Annotated in this window: 21 protein-coding genes and 1 pseudogene; 12 read left to right on the top strand and 10 right to left on the bottom strand. The window is 46.1% G+C overall.

Features of this window, described 5'->3' with window-relative positions; genetic code table 11:
• Positions 1-13: 13 nt before the first annotated feature.
• The 7 genes and pseudogenes from R7Z49_RS02100 to R7Z49_RS02070 form a co-directional block, all read right to left on the bottom strand.
• Positions 14-904: an HlyD family secretion protein gene (locus R7Z49_RS02100; protein WP_047102391.1), complete on the bottom strand. Its 891-nt coding sequence runs from the start codon at positions 902-904 to the stop codon at positions 14-16.
• Between the two features lie 12 nt (positions 905-916).
• Positions 917-1,120: a DUF1656 domain-containing protein gene (locus tag R7Z49_RS02095; protein WP_005374946.1), complete on the bottom strand. Its 204-nt coding sequence runs from the start codon at positions 1,118-1,120 to the stop codon at positions 917-919.
• Positions 1,120-2,763, bottom strand: coding sequence for a TolC family protein (locus R7Z49_RS02090; RefSeq protein ID WP_171345526.1), 1,644 nt, complete (start codon positions 2,761-2,763; stop codon positions 1,120-1,122). Before R7Z49_RS02090 ends, R7Z49_RS02095 begins: the two co-directional genes overlap by 1 nt.
• Positions 2,764-2,773: 10 nt before the next feature.
• Complete coding sequence (locus tag R7Z49_RS02085; protein ID WP_308387729.1) at positions 2,774-4,948, bottom strand: FUSC family protein; 2,175 nt, start codon at positions 4,946-4,948, stop codon at positions 2,774-2,776.
• A gap of 388 nt (positions 4,949-5,336) precedes the next feature.
• The gene (locus tag R7Z49_RS02080) at positions 5,337-6,206 is read right to left on the bottom strand and encodes a DMT family transporter (protein WP_215810077.1); all 870 of its coding nucleotides are present in this window, start codon (positions 6,204-6,206) and stop codon (positions 5,337-5,339) included.
• Positions 6,207-6,347: 141 nt separating this feature from the next.
• Complete coding sequence (gene yidZ, locus R7Z49_RS02075) at positions 6,348-7,316, bottom strand: HTH-type transcriptional regulator YidZ (protein ID WP_213895960.1); 969 nt, start codon at positions 7,314-7,316, stop codon at positions 6,348-6,350.
• Positions 7,291-8,480, bottom strand: a pseudogene (locus R7Z49_RS02070) (MFS transporter). The gene yidZ and the pseudogene R7Z49_RS02070 overlap by 26 nt, the downstream one beginning before the upstream one ends.
• 132 nt (positions 8,481-8,612) lie before the next feature.
• Between R7Z49_RS02070 and R7Z49_RS02065 the strand changes: the two are divergent.
• Together R7Z49_RS02065 and R7Z49_RS02060 are read left to right on the top strand one after the other, a co-directional pair.
• Entirely contained in the window at positions 8,613-9,083 is a 471-nt protein-coding gene (locus tag R7Z49_RS02065; RefSeq protein WP_065275497.1) for a GNAT family N-acetyltransferase, read from the top strand.
• Between the two features lie 24 nt (positions 9,084-9,107).
• Positions 9,108-9,566 carry a GNAT family N-acetyltransferase gene (locus tag R7Z49_RS02060; RefSeq protein ID WP_005386911.1) on the top strand — a complete coding sequence of 153 codons (459 nt, stop codon included), beginning with the start codon at positions 9,108-9,110 and terminating at the stop codon, positions 9,564-9,566.
• A gap of 34 nt (positions 9,567-9,600) precedes the next feature.
• Here R7Z49_RS02060 and R7Z49_RS02055 read toward each other — a convergent pair whose 3' ends face one another.
• Positions 9,601-10,113, bottom strand: a complete 513-nt coding sequence (locus R7Z49_RS02055; protein ID WP_005374970.1) for a DUF2799 domain-containing protein — start codon at positions 10,111-10,113, stop codon at positions 9,601-9,603.
• Between the two features lie 259 nt (positions 10,114-10,372).
• Here R7Z49_RS02055 and R7Z49_RS02050 point away from each other — a divergent pair, with 259 nt between their 5' ends.
• The 5 genes from R7Z49_RS02050 to R7Z49_RS02030 all read left to right on the top strand — a co-directional run bounded on the left by R7Z49_RS02050 (position 10,373) and on the right by R7Z49_RS02030 (position 14,487).
• On the top strand, positions 10,373-11,083 hold the full coding sequence (locus R7Z49_RS02050; protein WP_054579370.1) for a response regulator: 711 nt from the start codon (positions 10,373-10,375) through the stop codon (positions 11,081-11,083).
• Positions 11,083-12,525 carry a two-component system sensor histidine kinase CreC gene (gene creC / locus R7Z49_RS02045; RefSeq protein WP_132936475.1) on the top strand — a complete coding sequence of 481 codons (1,443 nt, stop codon included), beginning with the start codon at positions 11,083-11,085 and terminating at the stop codon, positions 12,523-12,525. Before R7Z49_RS02050 ends, creC begins: the two co-directional genes overlap by 1 nt.
• A gap of 75 nt (positions 12,526-12,600) precedes the next feature.
• Positions 12,601-13,941 carry a cell envelope integrity protein CreD gene (gene creD, locus R7Z49_RS02040; protein WP_318111272.1) on the top strand — a complete coding sequence of 447 codons (1,341 nt, stop codon included), beginning with the start codon at positions 12,601-12,603 and terminating at the stop codon, positions 13,939-13,941.
• Entirely contained in the window at positions 13,928-14,356 is a 429-nt protein-coding gene (locus tag R7Z49_RS02035) for a DUF2809 domain-containing protein (RefSeq protein ID WP_318111271.1), read from the top strand. Before creD ends, R7Z49_RS02035 begins: the two co-directional genes overlap by 14 nt.
• On the top strand, positions 14,353-14,487 hold the full coding sequence (locus R7Z49_RS02030; protein ID WP_017189656.1) for a hypothetical protein: 135 nt from the start codon (positions 14,353-14,355) through the stop codon (positions 14,485-14,487). The genes R7Z49_RS02035 and R7Z49_RS02030 overlap by 4 nt, the downstream gene beginning before the upstream one ends.
• A 376-nt stretch (positions 14,488-14,863) precedes the next feature.
• Here R7Z49_RS02030 and R7Z49_RS02025 read toward each other — a convergent pair whose 3' ends face one another.
• Entirely contained in the window at positions 14,864-15,538 is a 675-nt protein-coding gene (locus tag R7Z49_RS02025; protein WP_027726626.1) for a fructose-6-phosphate aldolase, read from the bottom strand.
• A gap of 254 nt (positions 15,539-15,792) precedes the next feature.
• Between R7Z49_RS02025 and R7Z49_RS02020 the strand changes: the two genes are divergently transcribed.
• Complete coding sequence (locus R7Z49_RS02020) at positions 15,793-16,734, top strand: glycyl-radical enzyme activating protein (protein WP_318111269.1); 942 nt, start codon at positions 15,793-15,795, stop codon at positions 16,732-16,734.
• Between the two features lie 2 nt (positions 16,735-16,736).
• On the top strand, positions 16,737-19,160 hold the full coding sequence (locus tag R7Z49_RS02015; RefSeq protein ID WP_318111267.1) for a formate C-acetyltransferase/glycerol dehydratase family glycyl radical enzyme: 2,424 nt from the start codon (positions 16,737-16,739) through the stop codon (positions 19,158-19,160).
• Between the two features lie 84 nt (positions 19,161-19,244).
• Here the strand turns inward: R7Z49_RS02015 and R7Z49_RS02010 are convergent, their stop codons facing one another.
• Positions 19,245-19,790: a TetR/AcrR family transcriptional regulator gene (locus R7Z49_RS02010; protein WP_017634429.1), complete on the bottom strand. Its 546-nt coding sequence runs from the start codon at positions 19,788-19,790 to the stop codon at positions 19,245-19,247.
• Between the two features lie 98 nt (positions 19,791-19,888).
• On the opposite strand from R7Z49_RS02010, the gene R7Z49_RS02005 reads away from it, so the two are divergent.
• From R7Z49_RS02005 to R7Z49_RS01995, 3 genes are all read left to right on the top strand, one after another.
• Positions 19,889-20,362: an HPP family protein gene (locus R7Z49_RS02005; RefSeq protein ID WP_017634430.1), complete on the top strand. Its 474-nt coding sequence runs from the start codon at positions 19,889-19,891 to the stop codon at positions 20,360-20,362.
• Between the two features lie 138 nt (positions 20,363-20,500).
• Positions 20,501-20,716 carry a TIGR02450 family Trp-rich protein gene (locus R7Z49_RS02000; protein WP_005374999.1) on the top strand — a complete coding sequence of 72 codons (216 nt, stop codon included), beginning with the start codon at positions 20,501-20,503 and terminating at the stop codon, positions 20,714-20,716.
• A gap of 112 nt (positions 20,717-20,828) precedes the next feature.
• The gene (locus R7Z49_RS01995) at positions 20,829-21,206 is read left to right on the top strand and encodes a PH domain-containing protein (RefSeq protein ID WP_005386881.1); all 378 of its coding nucleotides are present in this window, start codon (positions 20,829-20,831) and stop codon (positions 21,204-21,206) included.
• The last annotated feature ends 6 nt before the right edge of the window (positions 21,207-21,212 follow it).

Here is a 21,212-nt window from a genome sequence, read left to right as displayed (position 1 = left end):
TCTTCTCACTTAGTTATTGTTCACTGTCTGCGGATGACTCTTTCATCACCATGATGGACGCAGAAAGCCCGAATCGAAGATCAACATCTTCAGGAAGTTCTTGTAGGGAGATTCGCACCGGAATACGTTGTGCTAAGCGAATCCACTGAAAAACAGGGTTTACGTTTGGCAGAAGGTTGTAGCCGACCGTGCCGTCTTTGGGCGCAATACCCCAACCAATCGAGTCAACCGTCGCGTCAATTGGCGTGTCTGGGTGAGACATCAAAGTGACACGCGCTTGGCTGCCAGGTTCGATTTGCGCAAGTTGGTTTTCACGGAAGAAACCAAATACCCAAAAGCTGTTTTTGTCGATCAGTGCGAGCAGTGGTTGGTTTGCGACCGCTTGCGTACCGTTTCTAATATCGAGGTTAGATACAAAACCATCGACGGTCGCATAAACTTTGGTAAAGCTGAGATTAAGGCGTGCTGATTTTAGTTGCTCTTCTGCAGATTTGATTTGCAGTAGCGACTCTTCGTAAGCGATTTCACGACGAATCAGATCCTTATGAGAAACTGCGCCACGGTCTTTGGCACGAATGTCTTTTAAGCGGTCATATTCGATTTTTTTACCGCGAGAGCTAACAATGGAGCGCTCCAGTGCTACTTCGGCTTGAGATAACGCAACCTGGTAAGTCGCAGGGTCGATTTCAAACAGTAAATCCCCCGTTTTTACTTCTTGGTTGTCTTGCACCGCGACATTTACAATTGGGCCTGATACGCGAGGAGCCACTTTGATGACGTTAGCACGCACTTGCCCATCTCGTGTCCATGGGTTATTAAAGTATTCCTCAAACTTTTGATAGCCGAGCCAAGCTGCGCCACCAAGAATGACAAGATTGAGTGCGATTACGAATAGTTTTTTCATCTTGTTTGGCACCTAAAATTGAATATAAAAGCTGTCGATGGCCACCACATAACCGACCATGATGGCAATAAACGTCAGAGACGGAAAAGCGATGAAGCGAGACAAACGTGTCTTGTTCAATATCATCACTGTTATCCACGTGGCCGTGACGGCGAGAAAGAGCACCAGTAACGTGGGAGAAAAGTAAACGTCTCCCCAAGAAAGTTCATGAGGCATTAGAGATCCTCCGTTTTGTTTTCATCACTGGTCTCAGCCGGAGTTTCGAGGCGCAAAGGCGGCAATACGCGGTTTTCTTCATTTAAATAACCATCCCAGTCAGTTCGTTCTGTCATTTGCTTGGCAATAGATTCACTGAGGAAGGGTTTGCCTGTTTGGGTTTGCCAGCCTCCACCGAGGGCTTTATAGAGTGCGACAACTTGGTTCGCCACGTTCCCTTTGATCGTTGCGTAGCTGTCTTCCGCACGGGTCATTTTTTCAACCGAGTTAAGCAGACGTTCGAATGAAATTTGTCCGTTTTCGTACTGTGTCATGGATATGTTGAACGCACGAATGGAAGAGTTGACCGATTGCAAGCGTAAATCTTTTTGTTGCAAATACAGGTCGTACGCTTCGATTGCATTGGTGACTTCATTAACGGCTTGCAGTACCTTTTTGTTGTAGTTCGTCAGCGTTTCTTGGAAGCGAGCATCTTCGAAACGAATGTTATTTTTCACGCGTCCGTATTGGAAAATGTTCCAACTGAACGTTGGGCCAACCACCATGGTGAGCGAATCGCTAAAACTGAAACTGCTGCCATCGGGAACCGTACTGTCGATACCGATGGAACCGAACAACGAAAAGCTTGGGTACAGAGCGGTTTCTGCCACGCCAATCTGCGCACTTTGCGCGCGAGCTTGCATCTCAGAGACTTGCAAATCCGGACGTCGCATCACTAAGTTAGCATCCACTTGCGTATCCAAAAGCGGTGGACGTGGCACAATGGAACGCTCGTCGGTGCCCGATAGCGCCGATTTTCTGCCCGTCGATTTGAACTGGGCTTCGTACTCAGCGATTTGCTTGTGCATCCCATCCGACTGTAGCAGTCGATCTACTTCTTCTGGTAACAGACCCAGTAGCAAAGCCAACACAGTACGTGATTGCTTCATTGCCACTTCGAGGCTCGGTAACGCTGCTTTGGTGGTGTAGAGTTGGTTTTTAGCTTGTTGAACGTCCAATTCTGTAACGTTGCCAGAGTCGAACTGCACCTGAGTAATACGTACGACACGCTCTTGAATCTCTATGTTGCGGCGAGACAGCAAAATACGTTCTTGGAATGTGCGATAGTTGATGTAATTGCGTGCCACTTCGGCGGTTATAGTGACCATGATGTCGTGATACGATGCGATGGATGCGTAGTAACCCGCTTCTGCCGACTCAATACCGCGAGCATACTTGCCCCAAACATCCATTTCCCAAGCAGCATCAAACGACAAAGTGGCGTTATTCACGCCCTGATCATTTACGTAGGCACGCGCTAGGTTTCCTGACACGGTTTGAACTTGTGGGTATTGCAAGCCAGTCGAAATACCAAGCAATGAACGTGCTTGGACAATTCGTAGCCCTGCGGCTTCTAAATCGAGGTTTTGTTTGCTCGCCAACTCAACCAGCTGATTAAGAGTTGAGTCATTAAATTGCTGCCACCATTGTTGTAGCTGTTGCTCTGATTGCTGCGTATCTTTGGCTGCTTTTTGCACCGACCAGTCACTTGGCAGTGGCGCCTGCTTTGGATGAACATAATCTGGTCCTACCGTGGTACACGCACTGAGTCCGAGCAAAGAAAGTATGGCGAGGCTTGGTTTGGTTAGTTTTGGAAGCATCATATCCCCACCTTTAAAAACGCTTCTGTTGTAAGTTCACCCAATCGATATCCTCGTAGGTTTGCTTGCAATGCTTGATTGCTTCGAACACGTTCCGTTTTAAATTCAGCAAGATATAAAAACCGGCTATCTCTGAATAAGCGTAGTCAGATAAATCCAACTCACTAAAAAAATCTTCCAGTTTATCTTCGAATGTTTGGTAATCCTGACTGTATTGGTCGAATACGGAGTCGAGTTCTTGTGTTGCTTGATGGCTGGCTAAAGCGCCCGCCATCAAAGGAATGATGGAATCGCGGTGCTGTTGGCGAAGCTGAGTAATTAGTGGATTGGTCATCAACTTTTTCTCGGCGGCCATTAAGATGTTGATGTGATTACTGAGTACATCACACGCTTTGCTAAACGCGCCGATCGCTTCTGGCGTGGTTTTATCAAAGTGTTTGTGGTTGATTTTCGAACCCCACACTTTGAGCTTTTTCGATGAGACATTGAGCGTCACCAAGTGCAAGGCCCGTTTGAGCGGCGTAACAACCGAGCTGGACTGCTGTTGATAGGTAGTGAAGAGCTCTCGGGTATGTCGGAAGTAGCGTTCTTTTATGGTCAAAAAGAGGTGTTCTGGTCGTGAGCTAAACGGGAAGTAGTGCGCGAAAATAATCATGAACACCACCATGTAAAACAACAGCATGATCGTCATGAGGATCCCGAAGTGATAGAACATGTTGTTATCTAAACCGAGAACAAACAAGCCCACCATGTAGAAAATCGTCACTGGCCCGTTAAACAGATAAAAACCGATAAAGGTGTAGATAAAGATAAACAGGCCAAGTTCTAATCCGAGATCCAATTGCGGAAGGATGAAGACGTAAGAAGGTACCGCGAACAAGAAGCCGAAAGTGAACAGCACAAGCAACAAAATTGGGTGCACAGGCACGAACGACAGCAAAGACATAAACATGGTCGAGAAGACCACGAACGAGTAGCCGCCTGGTGGATTGAAATAAATCCAAATCAGTCCTGCAACCCAATAGGTAACAAAGGTTTTGACCGCAGTTTTAAAGTTTTCTGCGTCCCACCATAGAAACTTGCCTTTCGGTTTCGGCAGTGGCACGTCAAAGGAGACATTATTCGTCACAGAGTCAATACAGCTAATGCTCTCAGCTAAACGTGACAAGTTTTGATGCATCAGTTCCAATAGGTGACCAAGCGTAAGCGCAGAGCCTTTCTCTAGGTGAGCTGCGTCCTCAAGCAACGCTTGGTTGTATTTGACTTTGAATTCCTGAGCACGATAAGCGGGTTCTTTTTCGTCCCAGACTTGTTGGCAGGTATCAAATAGCGCGTCAATTTCCGCCACGGCTTGATCAAAGTTGCTGATGCTTTCACGGTCTTGCTGGTGGCTAAAGTGGCTGTGCGCCGCGACGGTCAATTGTTGCGTTACTTGCTTGTTCAAATGAACCGCCAAGCGCCACTCTTTCATGTAGGCCGATACGTCACTGCATTCCACACTGACCGTAGCAAAGCGCTGTTCGAGCGCATTTTGAGCGGCAAACATCTGTTCGATGAGAGTGTCCACGCTAGGTTGTGGCTCTTCAGCTTCTGGATTTTCTTCTCCGCCTTCTTGAGGAGAGATTTGCCCTGCCGATTTTTGCTCGAAATTTTGCAAGATAGCGGTGAACAACGCGCGTTGTGCTTGGTTGAGTTGTTCGATGAGCTGCCTTAGGTTTTGTTCTGTTTTGGTCGGGAATAAGAAAGTCCCCACGAGTGTGTAAACCACCACCCCAAACACCGTCATATAGGCGCGGTCAACGCCATAAAGAAACGCACCCTCTGCGTCACCGCCATTGGACATCATCAACGTCATCACACCGGTCAGCATGAGTAGCGTTGGATCTTTTTGATAGGCATTACGGAAGTAAAAAATGAATGAGACCACAACCGACACGCTCAGCATGTACAACAAGCGGTCTTGAGCAAACAATCCCACCAGTAACAAGCCAACGACGGCGCCAACCAACGTACCAAACACGCGTAAGGTACCTTTGGCGAGTGATTCACGACGACTGCCTGTGGATGCAATCAGCATCACTGTGGTTGCGGCCGTCGATGCTTGCGGCCAACCCATGGCAAACGGGATCAGATAAGCCAGAGTCAGGCTAAGCGATACTTTAATAGCGAATTTTATTTTGTCGTTCATAGTGTCAAAGTTTGCTCAGGCTTATCGTTATAAGTTGATGAATTTCTTATATGAATAATCAGAATCTTGTTCTGAATAAATTCGGGGGGCGGAATATAGCGGGTGAAAAAGTGTGCTTTGTAAACCCTTTGTCAAAACAAAAAGTGCGTATTTGGCTTGATCTCGTGCTAGCCCTTGGCGTTATTGGCGAAACGCCTAAAACGAGCAAATTCGCGATCTGTGACGATTCTCATTTTTGAAACAAAATCGTTGCATTGTGTGAGCCAATTCTCACCTTATATTCTTTGCCTGGTACCAAAGCAGACCACTTGTACCATCTGCAATGAGCTTTACTGCTTTAAAAAGCATAGATGATGAATGGGTATTTGAGAGGGAAAGTTATTACTTTTTATCGGCTTGCTGATTGTTCGTTTGTTTTTTTGGATCGAGATAAAAAAACCAAAGCGATCCCACCAAGAATGATGCCGCTGGTTAAAAGAATATGCAGTGAAAGAGGCTCGTGGAGTACGATGCTGCCGAGTAGCAAAGCAATGGCTGGCACGGAAAGTTGGCTGACGGCGGCTTGAAGTAAAGAGAGCTTACGCACGACTTGGTACCAAAGTGTATAACCAAGGCCAGAGGCAATGGCACCAGATGCGATAGCGAGCAACATTCCGCTCAAAGAAAGTTGGATTGAGGACAAGATTAATGGCGAAAGGAGCACGCCAATTATTGATGCAGCGATGAATCCCCACGTGATGCCACTACTTGGAGAAGGCGCTTGTTTACCGAGCGCAGTAAACGCAGCCCAACAAACGCCAGAAATCAACATGAGAAGTGCAGAGCTAATATCGGGGCGCGTGGCAGATGGCAACATCAACCAAACAAATCCAACAATTGAAAGGCCGATACCGATGATTTCGAGAAACTGAAAGCGCTCACCTTGCCACCAATAGATTGCCAGTAACGTAAGTTGCACGGCACCAAACAAAAGCAAAGCACCGGTTCCTGTCGCCAGTTGTAAGTACGCGAAAGAGAAAAGGGCAGCGTAACCAAATAACGCCACGCCAGCAAAAAAGCGAAAGCGAGAAGTTGGCCGATCGGTTTTCCACTGACCTCTCACGACAAGCAATGCGATTAAGATAACAGCGCCAGATATCAATCGAACGAGCGTGAAGCTTCCTGCATCAATTAACCCTTCCGCCAATGCAAGTCGGCACAATAATGAATTGGCAGCGAACGCCAGCATTGCAATGGCAGTGAGTAAAAAGGTCGACATCCTTGATCCTTAGCGTGTAAATGAACAGCTAGTGTAGATCCAAAAGAACATTTTTATTAGTTGATAAAGTGATTAGTTATAGCTATCAGAGCAAGAAAGTCATTAAAAATAACCAGAGAAAACCTGACCTTAGCCTGAGTCTTACTGTGGTTGGGAAGGTTGTTTGTACAATGACTTAATGGTGTTTTTCAACCATAGCAATTTGGGATTGTACGCATTGCGTTTATGCCAAATCATGGTAAATGGAATCAGTAACTTGTCTTGTTGAGCTTGGTCTAATGGAATTGGCAAGCACACCAAATCGAGATGCAGCTTTTCTGTGTAACTTTTGCAATAGTGCGGCGCGGTGGTGATCATGTCATGCGTCGGCTGCGCTGCCATAAAAAGGGATTGCTCAAAGTTGGACATCGTCAGCCCGATAGAGCGCTGTAGCCCTAGTTCCGTTAATACTTCATCCAACGCCCAAGTTTCACTTTTTTCCCAAACAATATTGATGTGTTGGTAGCTCAGAAAGGTCTCGAGATTCCACTCTTGCTGTAATGCCGGATGATCTTTATGTAAATACACTATCGGCAGGTCATAAAATAGAATCTCAAAATCCAAGAAATACGGCAGAAGATCCAACGACTCTTTTGATCTCGGGTGACTCTCTCGGCCGGTAAAACCGATATCCGCCTCGCCTCGAATGATGGCGTCGAGTGAATCGTAATCCCAGTTACTGGTTTTTACTTTCGCTTCAGGGTATCGCTGGTGGATAGCGACGATGAGTCTGTCCAGCACTGTGAGCACTAATGGCGACTCAATCGTGATATCAAAACGCACTCCTTTAGGCGTAATATCGCTGCGTTTTTCTGCAATTTGGCTGCCAATTTGCAGCCATTCTGCGAGATCTTGCTCCATGCTTTGTGCCAAAGGCGTTGGCGCAAGACCTTTAGGTGTTTTGACAAACAAAGGATCATCGAACCAATGACGAAGTTTGTTGAGCGACTTACTTACGGTAGAGGGCGTAACGTTCAGCTTTTTCGAGGCTTTCGAGACGCTTTGCTCTTGCAGCAATAATTGCAGAGTGAACAGTAAGTTTAAATCAAGTCGCGCTAGGGATTTCTTCATAATGGGTATCGTGAACAGGCTTTGGAATCAATAGTATTAGAGCAAGGCTGATTACGCTACCTAACACTAAGATAAACACCAACATATTCAGTGCACTAACGCCGATGAAACCCATAAACCAAATATAGAACGCGGAACTACAAACTTGAGCAATGCCCAGTAGTGAGCTCGCCACGCCAGCTTGTTGAGAGAATGGGCTGAGCGCTTGGCTCATGGCCACGCCAAAGCCACAAGCGAAGCCAGCGCAAATCAGCCCAAGTCCGAACACATAGTAATGAGATTGTCCATCATGGAAATAGGCAGCACTGAGCACGATGCCTGCACAAGCGAGCAATACTTGAGAGGTCATCAATAAGGTTCGCTGCTTAAAAATTCCCAATGCCAATGGTGCCGAGAACGAAATCAACATACTGATCGTCGCAGTACCAGCCTGATGGAAGAATAGCCACCGCGATCAAAACCAAGCATGCTCATCACGACAATTGGTGAAGCGTTAACAAAGGTCAGAATGGTGGTCACTCCAAGTGCAGTAATGATCAGCCTACTGATAAAAAATCGCTCGAAGAAAGTCTCTTGATGGCTCTCTGGCGCTGTCTGTTCTTCACCTTGTTGGCTGGGTAGTGATTCCTTGAGAACAAAAATGGCCAATACACTGACGAGAATGCCCATTCCTGCCATTGTGGTAAACAAACTCGGCCAAGGAAATTTCAGCATAATCAAGTGACCAATCACGGGTGCGATCACTGGAATGATACAGGTGATGCCATTGAGCATCGACAATACTTTCGCGCGGCGTTCATCGTCTAACGTGTCGCGTAAAATCGCGAATGCGACGACATAGCAAGATCCAGCCCCGATGCCTTGGCAAAAGCGAGCAATCAAGAAAGTGTTTGGTTGCTCAGCCATCCCGCCGAGAAAAGACGCGAGCACGAAGATCATCGCGCCGACGACGGCAACAGGCTTTCGTCCCACAGAGTCTGCAATTTTCCCCGCGAATAACATGGTGGTAGCCATGCCAGCTAAATAGATCGAAAACGCAATATGCAACTGAGATTCACTGGCGTTGAGATCTGACGCAATTTGAGGCAAACCAACAAGATACAAATCAATGGCAGTAGGGTAGAGTAAAACGAGTGCAAAACTACAAAGTAAAAAACGGGACATGGAAACCTCTCTATCGAATGGCGAGGATAATAGAGTGCTAAACGTTTGCCTGCGAGTGGGAAATACGACACTAGGTATTTCTATTTACGACATACCCTGTATGAATTGAGCATAAAAACAACAAGGAAGATTATGATTACTATTGAAAAGTATTCGCCTGAGCGACATGAACAAACTTGCGAACTTAGCGTGCTAGAAGAGCAATCGCAGTTTACGGTCGCGGATGTGGGTGAAATGCTTACGCGTCTTGAACCTACAGAACTTCCGCATCTGATTTTGACAGACGATGATGTGGTTGGCTTTTTTCTATTTGATGCAGCTTACAGTGAGAAATACGATTTTTGCCCGGAAAACAGTTTAGGCGTGCGGGCTTTGCTGGTGGATCTCCGTCATCAAGGCAAAGGCATCGCCAAGCAAGCCATTCAACAGTTTGCCGATTTCGCCAAACGCCATTATCCCGAGTTTGATGCGCTTTATCTCACTGTGAATTGCCGCAACATACCTGCTTATCAGTGCTATTTAAAATCAGGGTTTGAAGATACCAATGAGCTTTACCACGGCGGCCCAGTTGGACCGCAGCACATTATGAGACAGCCGCTTTAGCTATGAAAAACCAAGGATGGATATATGAGAATTGAAATCGACAATTTAGAACGGCCGCAAGTGATAGCGCTGTTGGAAGGACATTTACAGGACATGTACGCCACGTCACCACCAGAAAGCGTGCATGCGTTAGATTTAGATAAGCTCAAAGCGCCAGAAGTGACGTTTTGGACCGGATGGAAAGGTGAGCAACTGCTTGGGTGTGCGGCGATTAAAGAGTTGGATGACCAACACGCGGAGCTGAAATCCATGCGCACCACGCCTACGGCAAGAAACCAAGGTGTGGCATCTCAATTATTGATTCATGTGATTGAGCAAGCGAAGCAAAAAGGTTTGCAGCGCTTGAGTTTAGAAACGGGCTCGATGGAGTTTTTTAAACCAGCGCGCCTGTTGTATGAAAAGCATGGCTTTGTGTACTGCGAGCCGTTCGGGGATTACGAACTCGATCCGAACAGTCAATTCATGACCCTAGAACTGAGTTAGGGCCATGAATTTTTAGAAGCTAAATCCAATCGATTTAGAAATTCAGATTCAAGTTGATGGTTGGCGACAAGAGGCTTGAACGCTCGTCAGCCAATCGCTTTCTCTTCTCTTTCAGTCTCTTGGCATTATCTTTGTCTGGATTGCCATCAAGCTGATTATCGATGACCGAGATTTCAGTATCGATTTGTTGGATGCGTTGCTGGCGTTGATATTCTTGATGACCTAACTGGTAGTTCTCAATAAACTCTTTGCTGCTGCATACACCGTAATATTCTTTGCCTTCGATACCGACAGTGTACCCATTGTCTGGTGAGCAATATTGGATAGTGCCTTTATCAAAGCCTTCTTTCCATTTCGCTCGGTCGGGTGTCACACCCGCTTCACCACAGTCTTCGGTATAGCTATTGATAATGTTTGGATCGTTGCCGTCTCGGCCATCTTGATAACCTACGTTGTACCAGTTTGCCGTTTTGCACTCATCCGGAGACATGCTGGCGCAACCTGAGAGCAAAGTCAGTAAAGCCAGGGGGATTAGCGCTCTTTTCATCAGTGACTGTCCTTTAAATAAAATCGAATTGATAACTTGAGTTTAAAATGAACACTGTTCATATCAATGGTTGAAATCATTGTATTCACAATTGTGGAGACTCATTAATCTAAGTGATAAATTTATTATGCTGAATAGAAGTGTGTTTGATTAGTATTATCCACGAACTGCGCCTTTGCTGCATCAATCCACTAGCCTTGGCCCCAAATTAAGTGATAATACCAACATAAAGATAAACACCGTCAATGAGGCTAAGACATTGAGCGAACAACCCACCGTCCTTATTATCGAGGATGAATCTGCTATCGCAGAGAACCTGATTCATGTATTAGAGATGGATGGCTACCACGTAGAGTGGTTTGCAACAGCAGGAGAGGGCTTAGCTTTTTTGCAGCACAACTCCGCAGCGTTACTTGTCTTAGACGTAGGCTTACCGGATGGCAATGGTTTTGAATTATGCAAAACCATCCGTGAGTTTTCTGATATTCCCATAATCTTTCTCACCGCAAGAAGCGATGAAATTGACCGCGTAGTCGGTTTGGAGATTGGCGCGGATGATTACGTGACTAAGCCATTTAGCCCGCGCGAAATGTTGGCTCGCATTAAACTTCGAATCAAAGCTAAAGCGCCAATGATGGAGGACAAACCAGAGCCTGTAGCTGTTCCAGAACAACCTCATTTGAACCATGATTTAGTTGCGCAGAACTTCGACTACGGTGTTGGCGGGCAAATGCTTGGGCTGACCGCTGTGGAGTTCAAGATCCTCGATAAACTGATTTCTGTCTCTTCCAATGTATTGAGTCGAGAGCAACTTATGATCGCGGCAGACATGGCGCCAGAGGCTGCATATGAGCGTAATATCGATACCCATATCAAAGCCATTCGCCATAAGTTGAAGCCGTTTGAGATGTCTGAACGCATCTGTACCAAACGTGGCTTTGGTTACTTTTACTGCATTAAAGGTGAATGATGAATCGCTGGCCGAAGATCCCGCTTGGACTCAGACTGTTTTTTCTCTACTTCATCTTAGTCGGGATGACGGCTTACATGGTGAGCAAAACGGTTGTCCAAGAACTTAAGCCAACCGTGCGCCAAACCACCGAAGAGACGCTGGTGGATATGGCGAACTTACTCGCGGTATTGGCGGAAGAAGACGTCGCGAATGACAAGTTGTCTGAGAGTCGCTTCTCCAAACTACTAGCGGCTTATGGGCAGCGAGAGCCTCAAGCGCGCATTTGGGAAATCGGTAAAAAAGCGATTAACCATCGAATTTACATTACCGATAAACAAGGCATTGTGATTGCGGATTCTTGGCAGCAAGACGTAGGCAAAGACTACTCGCAATGGAACGATGTGTATCTCACGTTGCGTGGTCAATACGGCGCGCGCAGTACCATCGAAGACCCGAAAGATCCGCTCTCAACCGTTATGCACGTGGCTGCGCCCATTTACCATAAAGGTGAAATCATTGGCAGCGTGACGGTGGCAAAATCCAATCGCTCAGTACAACCCTTCATCGATCTTTCTAAACGCAATGTGCTGTTTTGGATGGTGTGGATGAGTGGTTTAGTGCTATTGGCAGGGGCATTGTTTTCTTGGCGAATTCACTCGGCACTGAACAAGCTAGAAGACTACGCGACCAAAATGGGTGAGGGTGAAAAGGTCTCTAAGCCGACATTTCGTATCTTTTATGAGTACGGCACGCTAAGCGACGCATTGGAGAAAATGCGCAATCAGCTCGATGGTAAACAGTATGTGGAAGAGTACGTACAGATGCTGACTCATGAGCTGAAAAGTCCGTTATCAGCAATTAAAGGTGCGAGTGAAATATTGCAAATGCCATTGCCTGAAGAAAAGGTCACGCGCTTTGCTGGCAACATTGAGCGAGAAAGCGATCGCATGCAGTCATTGATTGATAAGTTGCTAGAACTTGCTCGTCTTGAAAAGCGCCCTGAACTAGAACAAGTCGAAGCTATCTCGCTAAAACAAATGGTCAATGAAGTGGTTGAATCGGCGGATGCGCGTTTGAGTGCTAAGTCGGTCACTGCCAAAATCCAAATTGATGACCATCTCGCCGTGCTTGGTGATGCCTTCTTACTGAAACAAGCCGTTTTTAACTTGATGGACAATGCGCTGGATTTTGTTGATTCGGAGGGATGCATTGAATGGAAAGCTGAGGTCGCGAAAGAGAAAGTGTTCTTGTCGATTTTCAATTCAGGTCCTCACATTCCCGACTATGCAATGCCTCGTTTAACCGAGCGCTTCTACTCCCTCGCTCGGGAAAATGGTGTTAAGAGCACTGGGCTCGGGCTGAATTTTGTTGAGCAAGTGATCAAACTGCACAAGGGTAAGTTGCAAGTCGAAAACGTCGATTCTGGCGTGAAAGTGACTCTTGTTTTACCAACTCCATAGAAACTCCACATTAGCTCCATTCGTTCTCCAAATTGCTGACTTAGATTACTCCCATCAGCAAATGGAGAATGAAATATGAAAAAGATCCTCAATAACCAACTCGGCACGAAGTTCGCCTTCGTGCTGTTTTTGTTTGTCTTACTGCAAATCCCGCTTTCAATGGTCACAGGGCTGATCTCAGAACGCTCATATCGCCAAGATGAAGTCAGAAACGACATCGCACGCAGCAGTAGCGGCGAACAGCGCATCATTGGTCCATTCATCATGGTTAACTACACCGAAACCAGTTACCGAGATGACAAAGTACAGATTAAAGAGCGTCGTAAATTTCTTTTACCTAGCACTTTTGATATGAGCGCGAATCTGGACAGTTTTGAAAAGTACCGAGGTATTTACCGTGCGCGTTTATACAAGGCACAAGTGGCGCTGAAAGGCACTTTTGATGCAGACGATCTTGCGGCGTTGCAGGGGCTTGATATTGAAAACATGAGCCTAGTGGTTGGCATTGAAGACAGCCGTGGATTGATTCGTTTGGATGACATGACCATGGCGAGCTCTTATATCGAAGTCGCACCGGGAACGGGGTTAGATCAGTTACCACAAGGCTTCCACAGTGATCTGACACTTGCAGACCTAAACGCAGAACAACCTTTGGCATTCGATCTTAACTTCTTGTTGCAAGGGATGGGGCAGCTTCAAGTCACACCAATCGGCAGTCAAACAACGGTTGAGCTCTCTTCAAAATGGGCGCATCCAAGCTTTATCGGTGATTACTTACCGGTGTCATCAGAAGTATCTGAAGATGGATTTAACGCACAATGGGCGAGCAATAACTTCTCTACCAATATCGCGCAGCTGTTCCAAAGCTGTTTGTCATCGAATCACGCTTGTCACGAGCTTGAACAGCGACAAATGGGCGTAGATTTGATTGATCCCGTGGACCACTATTTGAAATCCCATCGAGCTGTGAACTATTCACTGTTGGTTATCACATTAGTATTTGCGAGTTTCTTCTTACTGGAGCTGTTCCAAGCGCGTCCGGTTCACCCAGTGCAATACGGTTTTATTGGTCTGGCTTTAGCGCTTTTCTATCTATTGCTGATTTCGATGAGTGAACACCTCGGCTTTAACTGGGCGTATGTGGTGTCGGCAGTCGCATCGACCGGGCTTTTAAGTGTGTACGTGAGCGGTATGTTGAGCAACACCAAAAACGGCGCGATATTCGGAGCGTGTTTACTCACTCTCTACGGATTACTGTTTGGCTTGCTACAAGCAGAAAGCTACGCATTGGTTATGGGGACATTGCTGTGTTTCGCGATTTTGAGCTTCACTATGGTCATTACACGCAACATCGACTGGTACGCACGAAATAAGAAAGCGGAAGAAAGTGCAAAGGCGAATCATGAAGATGTTTAAACGAGCAATTCTCACTGCTAAGCCAAGCGATATGGTGGAAGAGACGTCTGCTATCCACCTGCGATTTTCTGCAAAAAATGGACTAAAAAGCTTGGTGTGTTTTATCGCATTGGTCGTTATCGCGCTCTATGTTCGAGACAGCTTTATTCGTCCGACATTTGGTGATGTTCTCGTTGTGGTTTGGCTCTACTACTTTCTTGCAAGCTTGTTCTCCATGCCCGTTAACTGGCTTGTTTCACTGGTGGTGTTGATTGCGTTTGCTGTTGAGTTAGGGCAATTGTTACAGGTCGCGGTTTGGCTTGGTATCGAATCTTCATCGCCTCTGGCTGTGATTTTGGGCGCCACATTTGATTGGAAAGATCTGCTAGCTTACTGCATCGGAGGTCTACTGTGTTGGTGGATGGAAAAGAAATGAAAACCGAGATGAAAGCCATCGCGCTGCCAAACCGACTCCGCCATTCCAAACGAGGTATTCGTAAAAGGATCAAAATCAGTTTACTCAAGCGCGTGTACCTTTGGTCACTGACCAATAGAGAACTGCTGTAAACCTCACCTGTTTATATGAAATACAAAAGGGAACCTTAAGTTCACCGGCGCACAGGGTGAGTTAAGATTCCCTTTATTAATAGGGTCTATTGAGCTTTCAAGCTGATTTTTGCAGCTGTTTGTGGGTAATTTATATGAGGCAGAGACATTTGAAATGTAGTTGGTGTAACTGATAAGCCGGTAATGAAGTAGAAATGAACCACAAACGCTGCCCGAAGGGTTCGGCTAAAAGCGTTTTACTCTTTGTTGAGAGGTAATTGCTTAGAATGACTAGGCGGCAAACCTCTCGCCGCGATTAAAACGCTTTTATCTCGAACAAAATTTAACCATGAAAGTTCAATAGACCCTAACTAAGACATCTAGCTGCTACTTTTAATTAGCTTTCAAATGAAAGTTTCTCGCCGAACGTCTCTTTCCAGTCTTTATCGAACTGTTCAACCGCAGGTTTTACTGCTGGATGTGCGAACATTTGTGCCGCCACATCAGTTGGCAATGTAATGGCTTCGATGCCCAGTTTCATCACCTCCATCGCTTGTTGAGTGTTCTTGAAGCTGGCTGCCAAAATCTTCGCTGGTAGCTGGTTTTGATCGAGCAACAATTGAAGATCCGCGACCACTTCAACACCGTTGCCGTTCATCGCATCAATGCGGTTTACGTAAGGTGCTAGGTAGTCTGCACCGCACAGTGCCGCAAGGAAACCCTGTTGAGCTGAATAGATAGCGGTAGCAAGAACCTGAATTCCCTCTTTTTTCATTAGCTTAATTGCCGCTAAGCCGGTTTCTGTTGCTGGCACTTTTACCACCATATCGTAAGGCAATTCATTCAATTGGCGTGCTTCTGCCACCATGCCTTCGACGGTTGAACTCACGACTTGAGCGTGAAAGCGAGGTGTACCGCCAAGTGCTTCTTGCATGCCTGCTAGGGTTTCATTCAGTCCCTGTTTTGACTTCGCCAAAATGCTCGGGTTTGTCGTCACGCCTTTTAGCGGTAGGCACTGGTTAAAGCGTTTTACTTCTGCCACATCAGCAGTATCTAAATAAAGTTCAATCATGGTTTCTACCTTAAACAAAATCTTCGTTTTGATGATGGGATCACTATAGATCTGACAATCGAACGAGATCTTGATTTTGATCAATTGAAATTTCATTTGAAACTATAATAATTTCATTAAATGAAAGTTAAGTGAAACTTGTAAACGCTCAAATGAAGCTTTCAGTTCGAACAAAGAAAAGCCGCTGATAAGACTTGACCAGTAAGAAACGGATTAAGTACACAGCGGTAGCACAGACCAAGAGGCAAGCAGAGATGTATTTCAATATCCAACGATTCTCTACCCATGATGGCGATGGCATTCGTTCCATTCTTTTTCTTAAAGGATGCAGCTTGTCTTGCCCTTGGTGTCAAAACCCAGAAAGCCGCAGCGAAAAGCATTCACTGTTGTTTGATCAGCGAAGCTGTATGGAAGGTTGCCAGCTGTGCGTTTCTGCTTATCAAGCCACAACTCTAACCACGGAGGGTAGTGAAACGATGGGTGATGGTATTCAACGTATCGACAACCAGATCATCATCAATCGCAAAGCCATCAAAGAAGACCAATTGATCGCGCTGCGAGACGTCTGTCCTACGCAAGCACTGACTGTCTGCGGTGAAGAGGCGAAATCAGACATGTTGTTCGACACCTTAATTAAGGACAAACCTTTCTACGACCAAAGCCAAGGTGGCGTGACTTTCTCCGGTGGTGAGCCACTCATGCAAGCCGATTTGGTAGCAGAACTCGCGCAGCGTCTGCACGACAACCAAGTCTCTACCGCTATTGAATCGTGCATGCATGTGCCGTGGAAGAACGTCGAAAAAGCCGCGCCGCATATCGATTGTTGGTTGGCAGATTTAAAACACACCGATGAAGAAAAGTTTCTTAGTTGGGCGAAAGGTTCACTAAAACGCATCAAAGACAATTTCCGAAAACTGGCACCTATCGCGAAACGCATTGTGATTCGCGTTCCCGTTGTGCCGGGGTTCAATGACACCATCGAAGAGTTGAAAGACATCATCGATTTTGCGGCTTCACTAGAGAGCTGCCAAGAACTTCACTTGCTGCCGTACCACACGCTCGGCATCAATAAATACCGTTTGCTCGATATGCCTTACGAGTGTTCTGACAAGCCATTAAACAAAACAGAACTGCTAGAAAGCGCCATGCAATACGCAAGCGAAAACACCCAACTTAACGTGATTGTAAGAGGTTAACTATGGACCTGAATTACCTTCCTGAGCGTATCAAAGCGCACAAATCGGCACTGGTAAATATCGTAACGCCACCTGTCTGTACCGAGCGCGCAGAGGCATACACTCGTGCTTATCAAGCAAACGAAGACAAACCTGTTATTGTTCAACGTGCGCTAGCACTGCAAGAGCACTTACGCACTCGTACTATTTGGATTAAACACGATGAGCTAATCGTCGGTAACCAAGCGAGCAAAGTACGCGCTGCGCCTATTTTCCCAGAATACACAGTGCGTTGGATTGAAGCGGAAATTGATGAGCTAGCTGACCGTCCTGGTGCAGGCTTTGCTGTTACTGAAGAAGATAAGCAAAGCATCCACAGCATCACACCGTATTGGCGCGGTAAAACCGTTCAAGACCGTTGTTATGGTTTGTTTACTGATGAACAGCAAGAAATCTTAGCCAGCACCATCATTAAAGCCGAAGGCAACATGACTTCGGGTGACGCGCACCTTGCGGTGGATAACGAGAAAATCTTGAAGCTAGGCATGAACGGTTTGCTAGAGGATGTTCGTCAGCACCGTGCTAACAATGATGTTTCGACCTTTGAAGGCTTGAAGAAAGAGCAGTTCTACAAATCAGTCGAAATCGTACTGCTTGCCATTCAAGATCACATGGTGAGCTACGCTGAATTAGCAGCAAAAATGGCGTTAGAAGAGACGCGCCCCCTGCGCAAAGCTGAATTAGAAAGCATTGCTGCAAACTGTTGTCATGTAGCAAGCCACGCACCAGAAAACTTCTGGCAAGCACTGCAATTGAGCTACTTTGTTCAGTTGATGCTACAAATCGAATCGAATGGTCACTCGGTTTCTTTCGGTCGTATGGACCAATTCCTAAACGAATTTTATGTTCGCGATATCGAAAACGGCGCGATTGAAAAAGACTTTGCACTAGAGCTTTTACAAAGCTGCTGGTTGAAGTTGCTTGAAGTAAACAAGATTCGCTCTGGTGCACACTCAAAAGCATCGGCAGGTTCTCCGCTGTATCAAAACGTGTGTATCGGCGGTCAGAAGTTGAATGAAAAGGGTGAGCCTGAAGATGCAGTGAATCCACTTTCTTGGGCGATTCTGGAATCTTGTGGTCAGTTACGTTCGACGCAACCTAACTTGAGTGTGCGTTACCATGAAGGTTTAAACCAAGAGTTCTTAATGGGCTGTATTGAAGTGATTAAATGCGGCTTCGGTATGCCAGCGTTCAACAACGATGAGATTGTTATTCCTGAATTCATCAAGCTTGGTGTAGAGAAAGAAGACGCTTACAACTACGCATCTATCGGCTGTATCGAGACCGCAGTTCCGGGCAAATGGGGTTACCGTTGTACGGGCATGAGCTTCATTAACTTCGCTCGTATCTTGCTAGCTTCATTGAACGAAGGTGTGGATGCAACAACGGGTAAAGCTTTCTTGCCACACGATAAGTCATTAGCAAAAGGTAACTTTGAGAACTTTGAGCAAGTGACAGCTTCTTGGGCAGAGCAAATCCGCTACTACACCCGTAAATCGATTGAGATTGATACGGTAGTGGACAGCGTGCTTGAACAGCAGGCACAAGACATCTTCTGTTCAACGCTAGTGGATGACTGTTTGGCTCGCGGTAAAACCGTGAAAGAAGGCGGCGCGAAATACGATTGGGTATCTGGTTTGCAAGTCGGTATCGCAAACTTGGGTAACAGCCTAGCTGCCATCAAGCACCTTGTTTTCGATGACGCGCAAATCACCCAACCAGAGTTGGCAAAAGCATTGGCAGAAGATTTCGACGGCATGGAGAACGAACAGCTTCGCCAACGTCTTATCAACTTTGCACCAAAATACGGTAACGATGATGACGCAGTAGACCAACTACTGGCAGACGCTTACCAAGTGTACATTGATGAGCTAGAACAGTTCGTTAATACGCGTCATGGGCGTGGTCCAATTGGCGGCGGTTACTACGCAGGTACATCAAGTATCTCGGCAAACGTCCCATTCGGCGCTTCAACCATGGCAACGCCGGACGGTCGTAAAGCGAAAACACCATTGGCAGAAGGTGCAAGCCCGTCGTCTGGCTCAGACCGTTTAGGTCCAACAGCTGTGTACAACTCGGTCGGTAAGATCCAAGCGAATAAGATCCTTGGTGGCGTGCTGCTTAACCAGAAGTTAAGCCCGGCGGCGGTTGAGTCTGAAGGGGATAAGCTCAAGCTCTCTATGCTGATTCGCACCTTCTTCAACCACCACAAAGGTTGGCACGTGCAGTACAACATCGTCTCTCGCGAGACCTTGTTAGCCGCGAAGAAGAACCCAGAGCAATATCGTGATCTTGTTGTGCGAGTTGCAGGCTACTCAGCCTTCTTTACCGCGCTATCACCAGATGCGCAAGACGACATCATCGCACGTACTGAGCACGAGCTGTAAGTACACTCACTAACTAAAACGAAAGGCACCGATTGGTGCCTTTGGTTTGAATACTTAATCCGCAAATGACTATACCTGAACGCATTAAAGCTTGTGCAAAATGGTCACGCATTTCTTCGTGACGTTGTCGTATTCTTTCGTCATGTAAGCGGTAGTGATCGCGCCCTCTTTCATGAAGCAAATGGCATCGAGTAATGAAGCGTTGTCTGATTTGAGATAGCGTTGAATTAGCTCTCTGACTTGCTGCTTATGGTAGCGGCAATACGTTGCGATCTCGCCACTGTCGTCACTGAATTCCGCGGACGTATTGATGAAAAAGCAACCGCGAAACTCGCCCAACTTTTCTTCAGAGCCATGAAACCAGCCGTTGAGTGCTGTAAATAACTGATCGATCACTTCCGCGCACGTTTGTGCTGAAGAAAGCTTTTCCTCCAACCATTCCATAAATATTTCGTGGCGTTGTTCTAATGCGGAGATGATAAGTGCTTCTTTGCTCTCAAAATGGTTATATAGCGTGCGTTTAGCCACGCCGGAAACATTGAGGACTTCATTGATGCCAATAGAGTTTATGCCTTGTTTGTAAAACAGTGACAAAGCTGTGTCGATCAATAACTGTTTCTTTTTGTTCATAACTACGTCCTCAAAAAGTTCCATAAACACATATTGACAAAGGTAGACAGGTTTGTCTATTTTATTTTGTAGACAATTCGGTCTACTTTGAGGTGTTTATGAATAATTTAATTTTATCGTTGGTTGCCGGGCTTGGCGCTACGTTGGCTATTGGTGTGTTGTCTTACGCCGAGGTATCTCTTACTGAGGTAGTACTTCTCATGGCGCCATTTGGTGCTACGGCGGTGTTGGTGTTTGGGGTGCCTAGCAGCCCTCTCGCTCAACCCAAAAACGTGATCATTGGTCACTTCATCACGGCCTCTATCGGTATTGCGTTTAGCCAGTATGTTGACGTCACGCCGGTCACGCTCGCGATTGCGACGGGGCTAGGTGTGTCTGCGATGCTGATTACGAAGACCACTCATCCACCTGCGGGTGCAAATCCAATTTTGATCATGGCGTCTGGGCAGGGATGGAGTTTTCTCTTCACGCCTGTCCTGATTGGAGCGATAGTGATTGTTCTGGTCGGTAAAGGGTTACAGTTGCTACAAAGTCAGTACCTAAACCCTCGACTGAATGGTCAGAAGACCTAGTCGGATTGTAGTTAGAGCCGCGAAAGGGAGTGATCTCTTTTGCGGTTTTATCTTTTGTCGGTTTGCAAAAACAAAATCTGATTCTCTCTTGGTATTCAGTCGTATACATCAACATGGTAGTTAAATTGGTACAATGCGATGAACAGAATCCACCCTAAGAAACTATTGCACAGTAAATGGACGGCAATTTCACCTAAAAACAAAGAGAAGCATTTTGTCGTGACAGAAATGGAACTAGATGAAGATGGTAACGTTGTGAGATGTGTCATCGAGGCAGTCATGAGTAAACGCGACCGAGAGATGAACTGGCAAGACCTAAAAGACTCTGAGCAATGGATGCAAGGGTGGAAGTGAGTGACGCTTCGTTGTTGGGCGAATCAAGCAGAAACGTGCGTTGCGAGTAGGCAAAAGTGGTGCTATCTGATACGTTGATAATTCGTTCTAACGCCCACTCAAAGGATTAATTATGATTGATTTCGACAATTCCTCTGTATTTAAGCTTAAGCCGATTGACGTTTCTAATGCCAGAGAAGACTTCCTTAAGTTCTTGATTGATGGTGAGACTATTTTCGCTGCTTTTAAAACAGTTCGTGACCAAGTGGTGTTTACGAACAAGCGAGTGATAGCGGCAAATGTGCAAGGGATTACCGGCTCAAAAGTGGATTACACTTCTTTGCCTTACAGTAAGATCAATGCATTTTCTATCGAGACCTCTGGTACTTTTGATTTGGATTGTGAAATCGAGTTCTTCATGAGTGAGGTGGGAAGAGTGCGTTTTGAAATTAAAGGCTCGTTTGATTTGATTTCTTTCAACCGTATGGTTAGTGAGTATGTACTAGGTTAAGGGATT

The organism is Vibrio sp. 1562 (assembly GCF_033340155.1).
Classification (GTDB): domain Bacteria; phylum Pseudomonadota; class Gammaproteobacteria; order Enterobacterales; family Vibrionaceae; genus Vibrio; species Vibrio alginolyticus.
The sequence above is the reverse complement of the archived record's forward strand: the minus strand, read 5'-3'. Positions and strand labels throughout refer to the sequence as shown.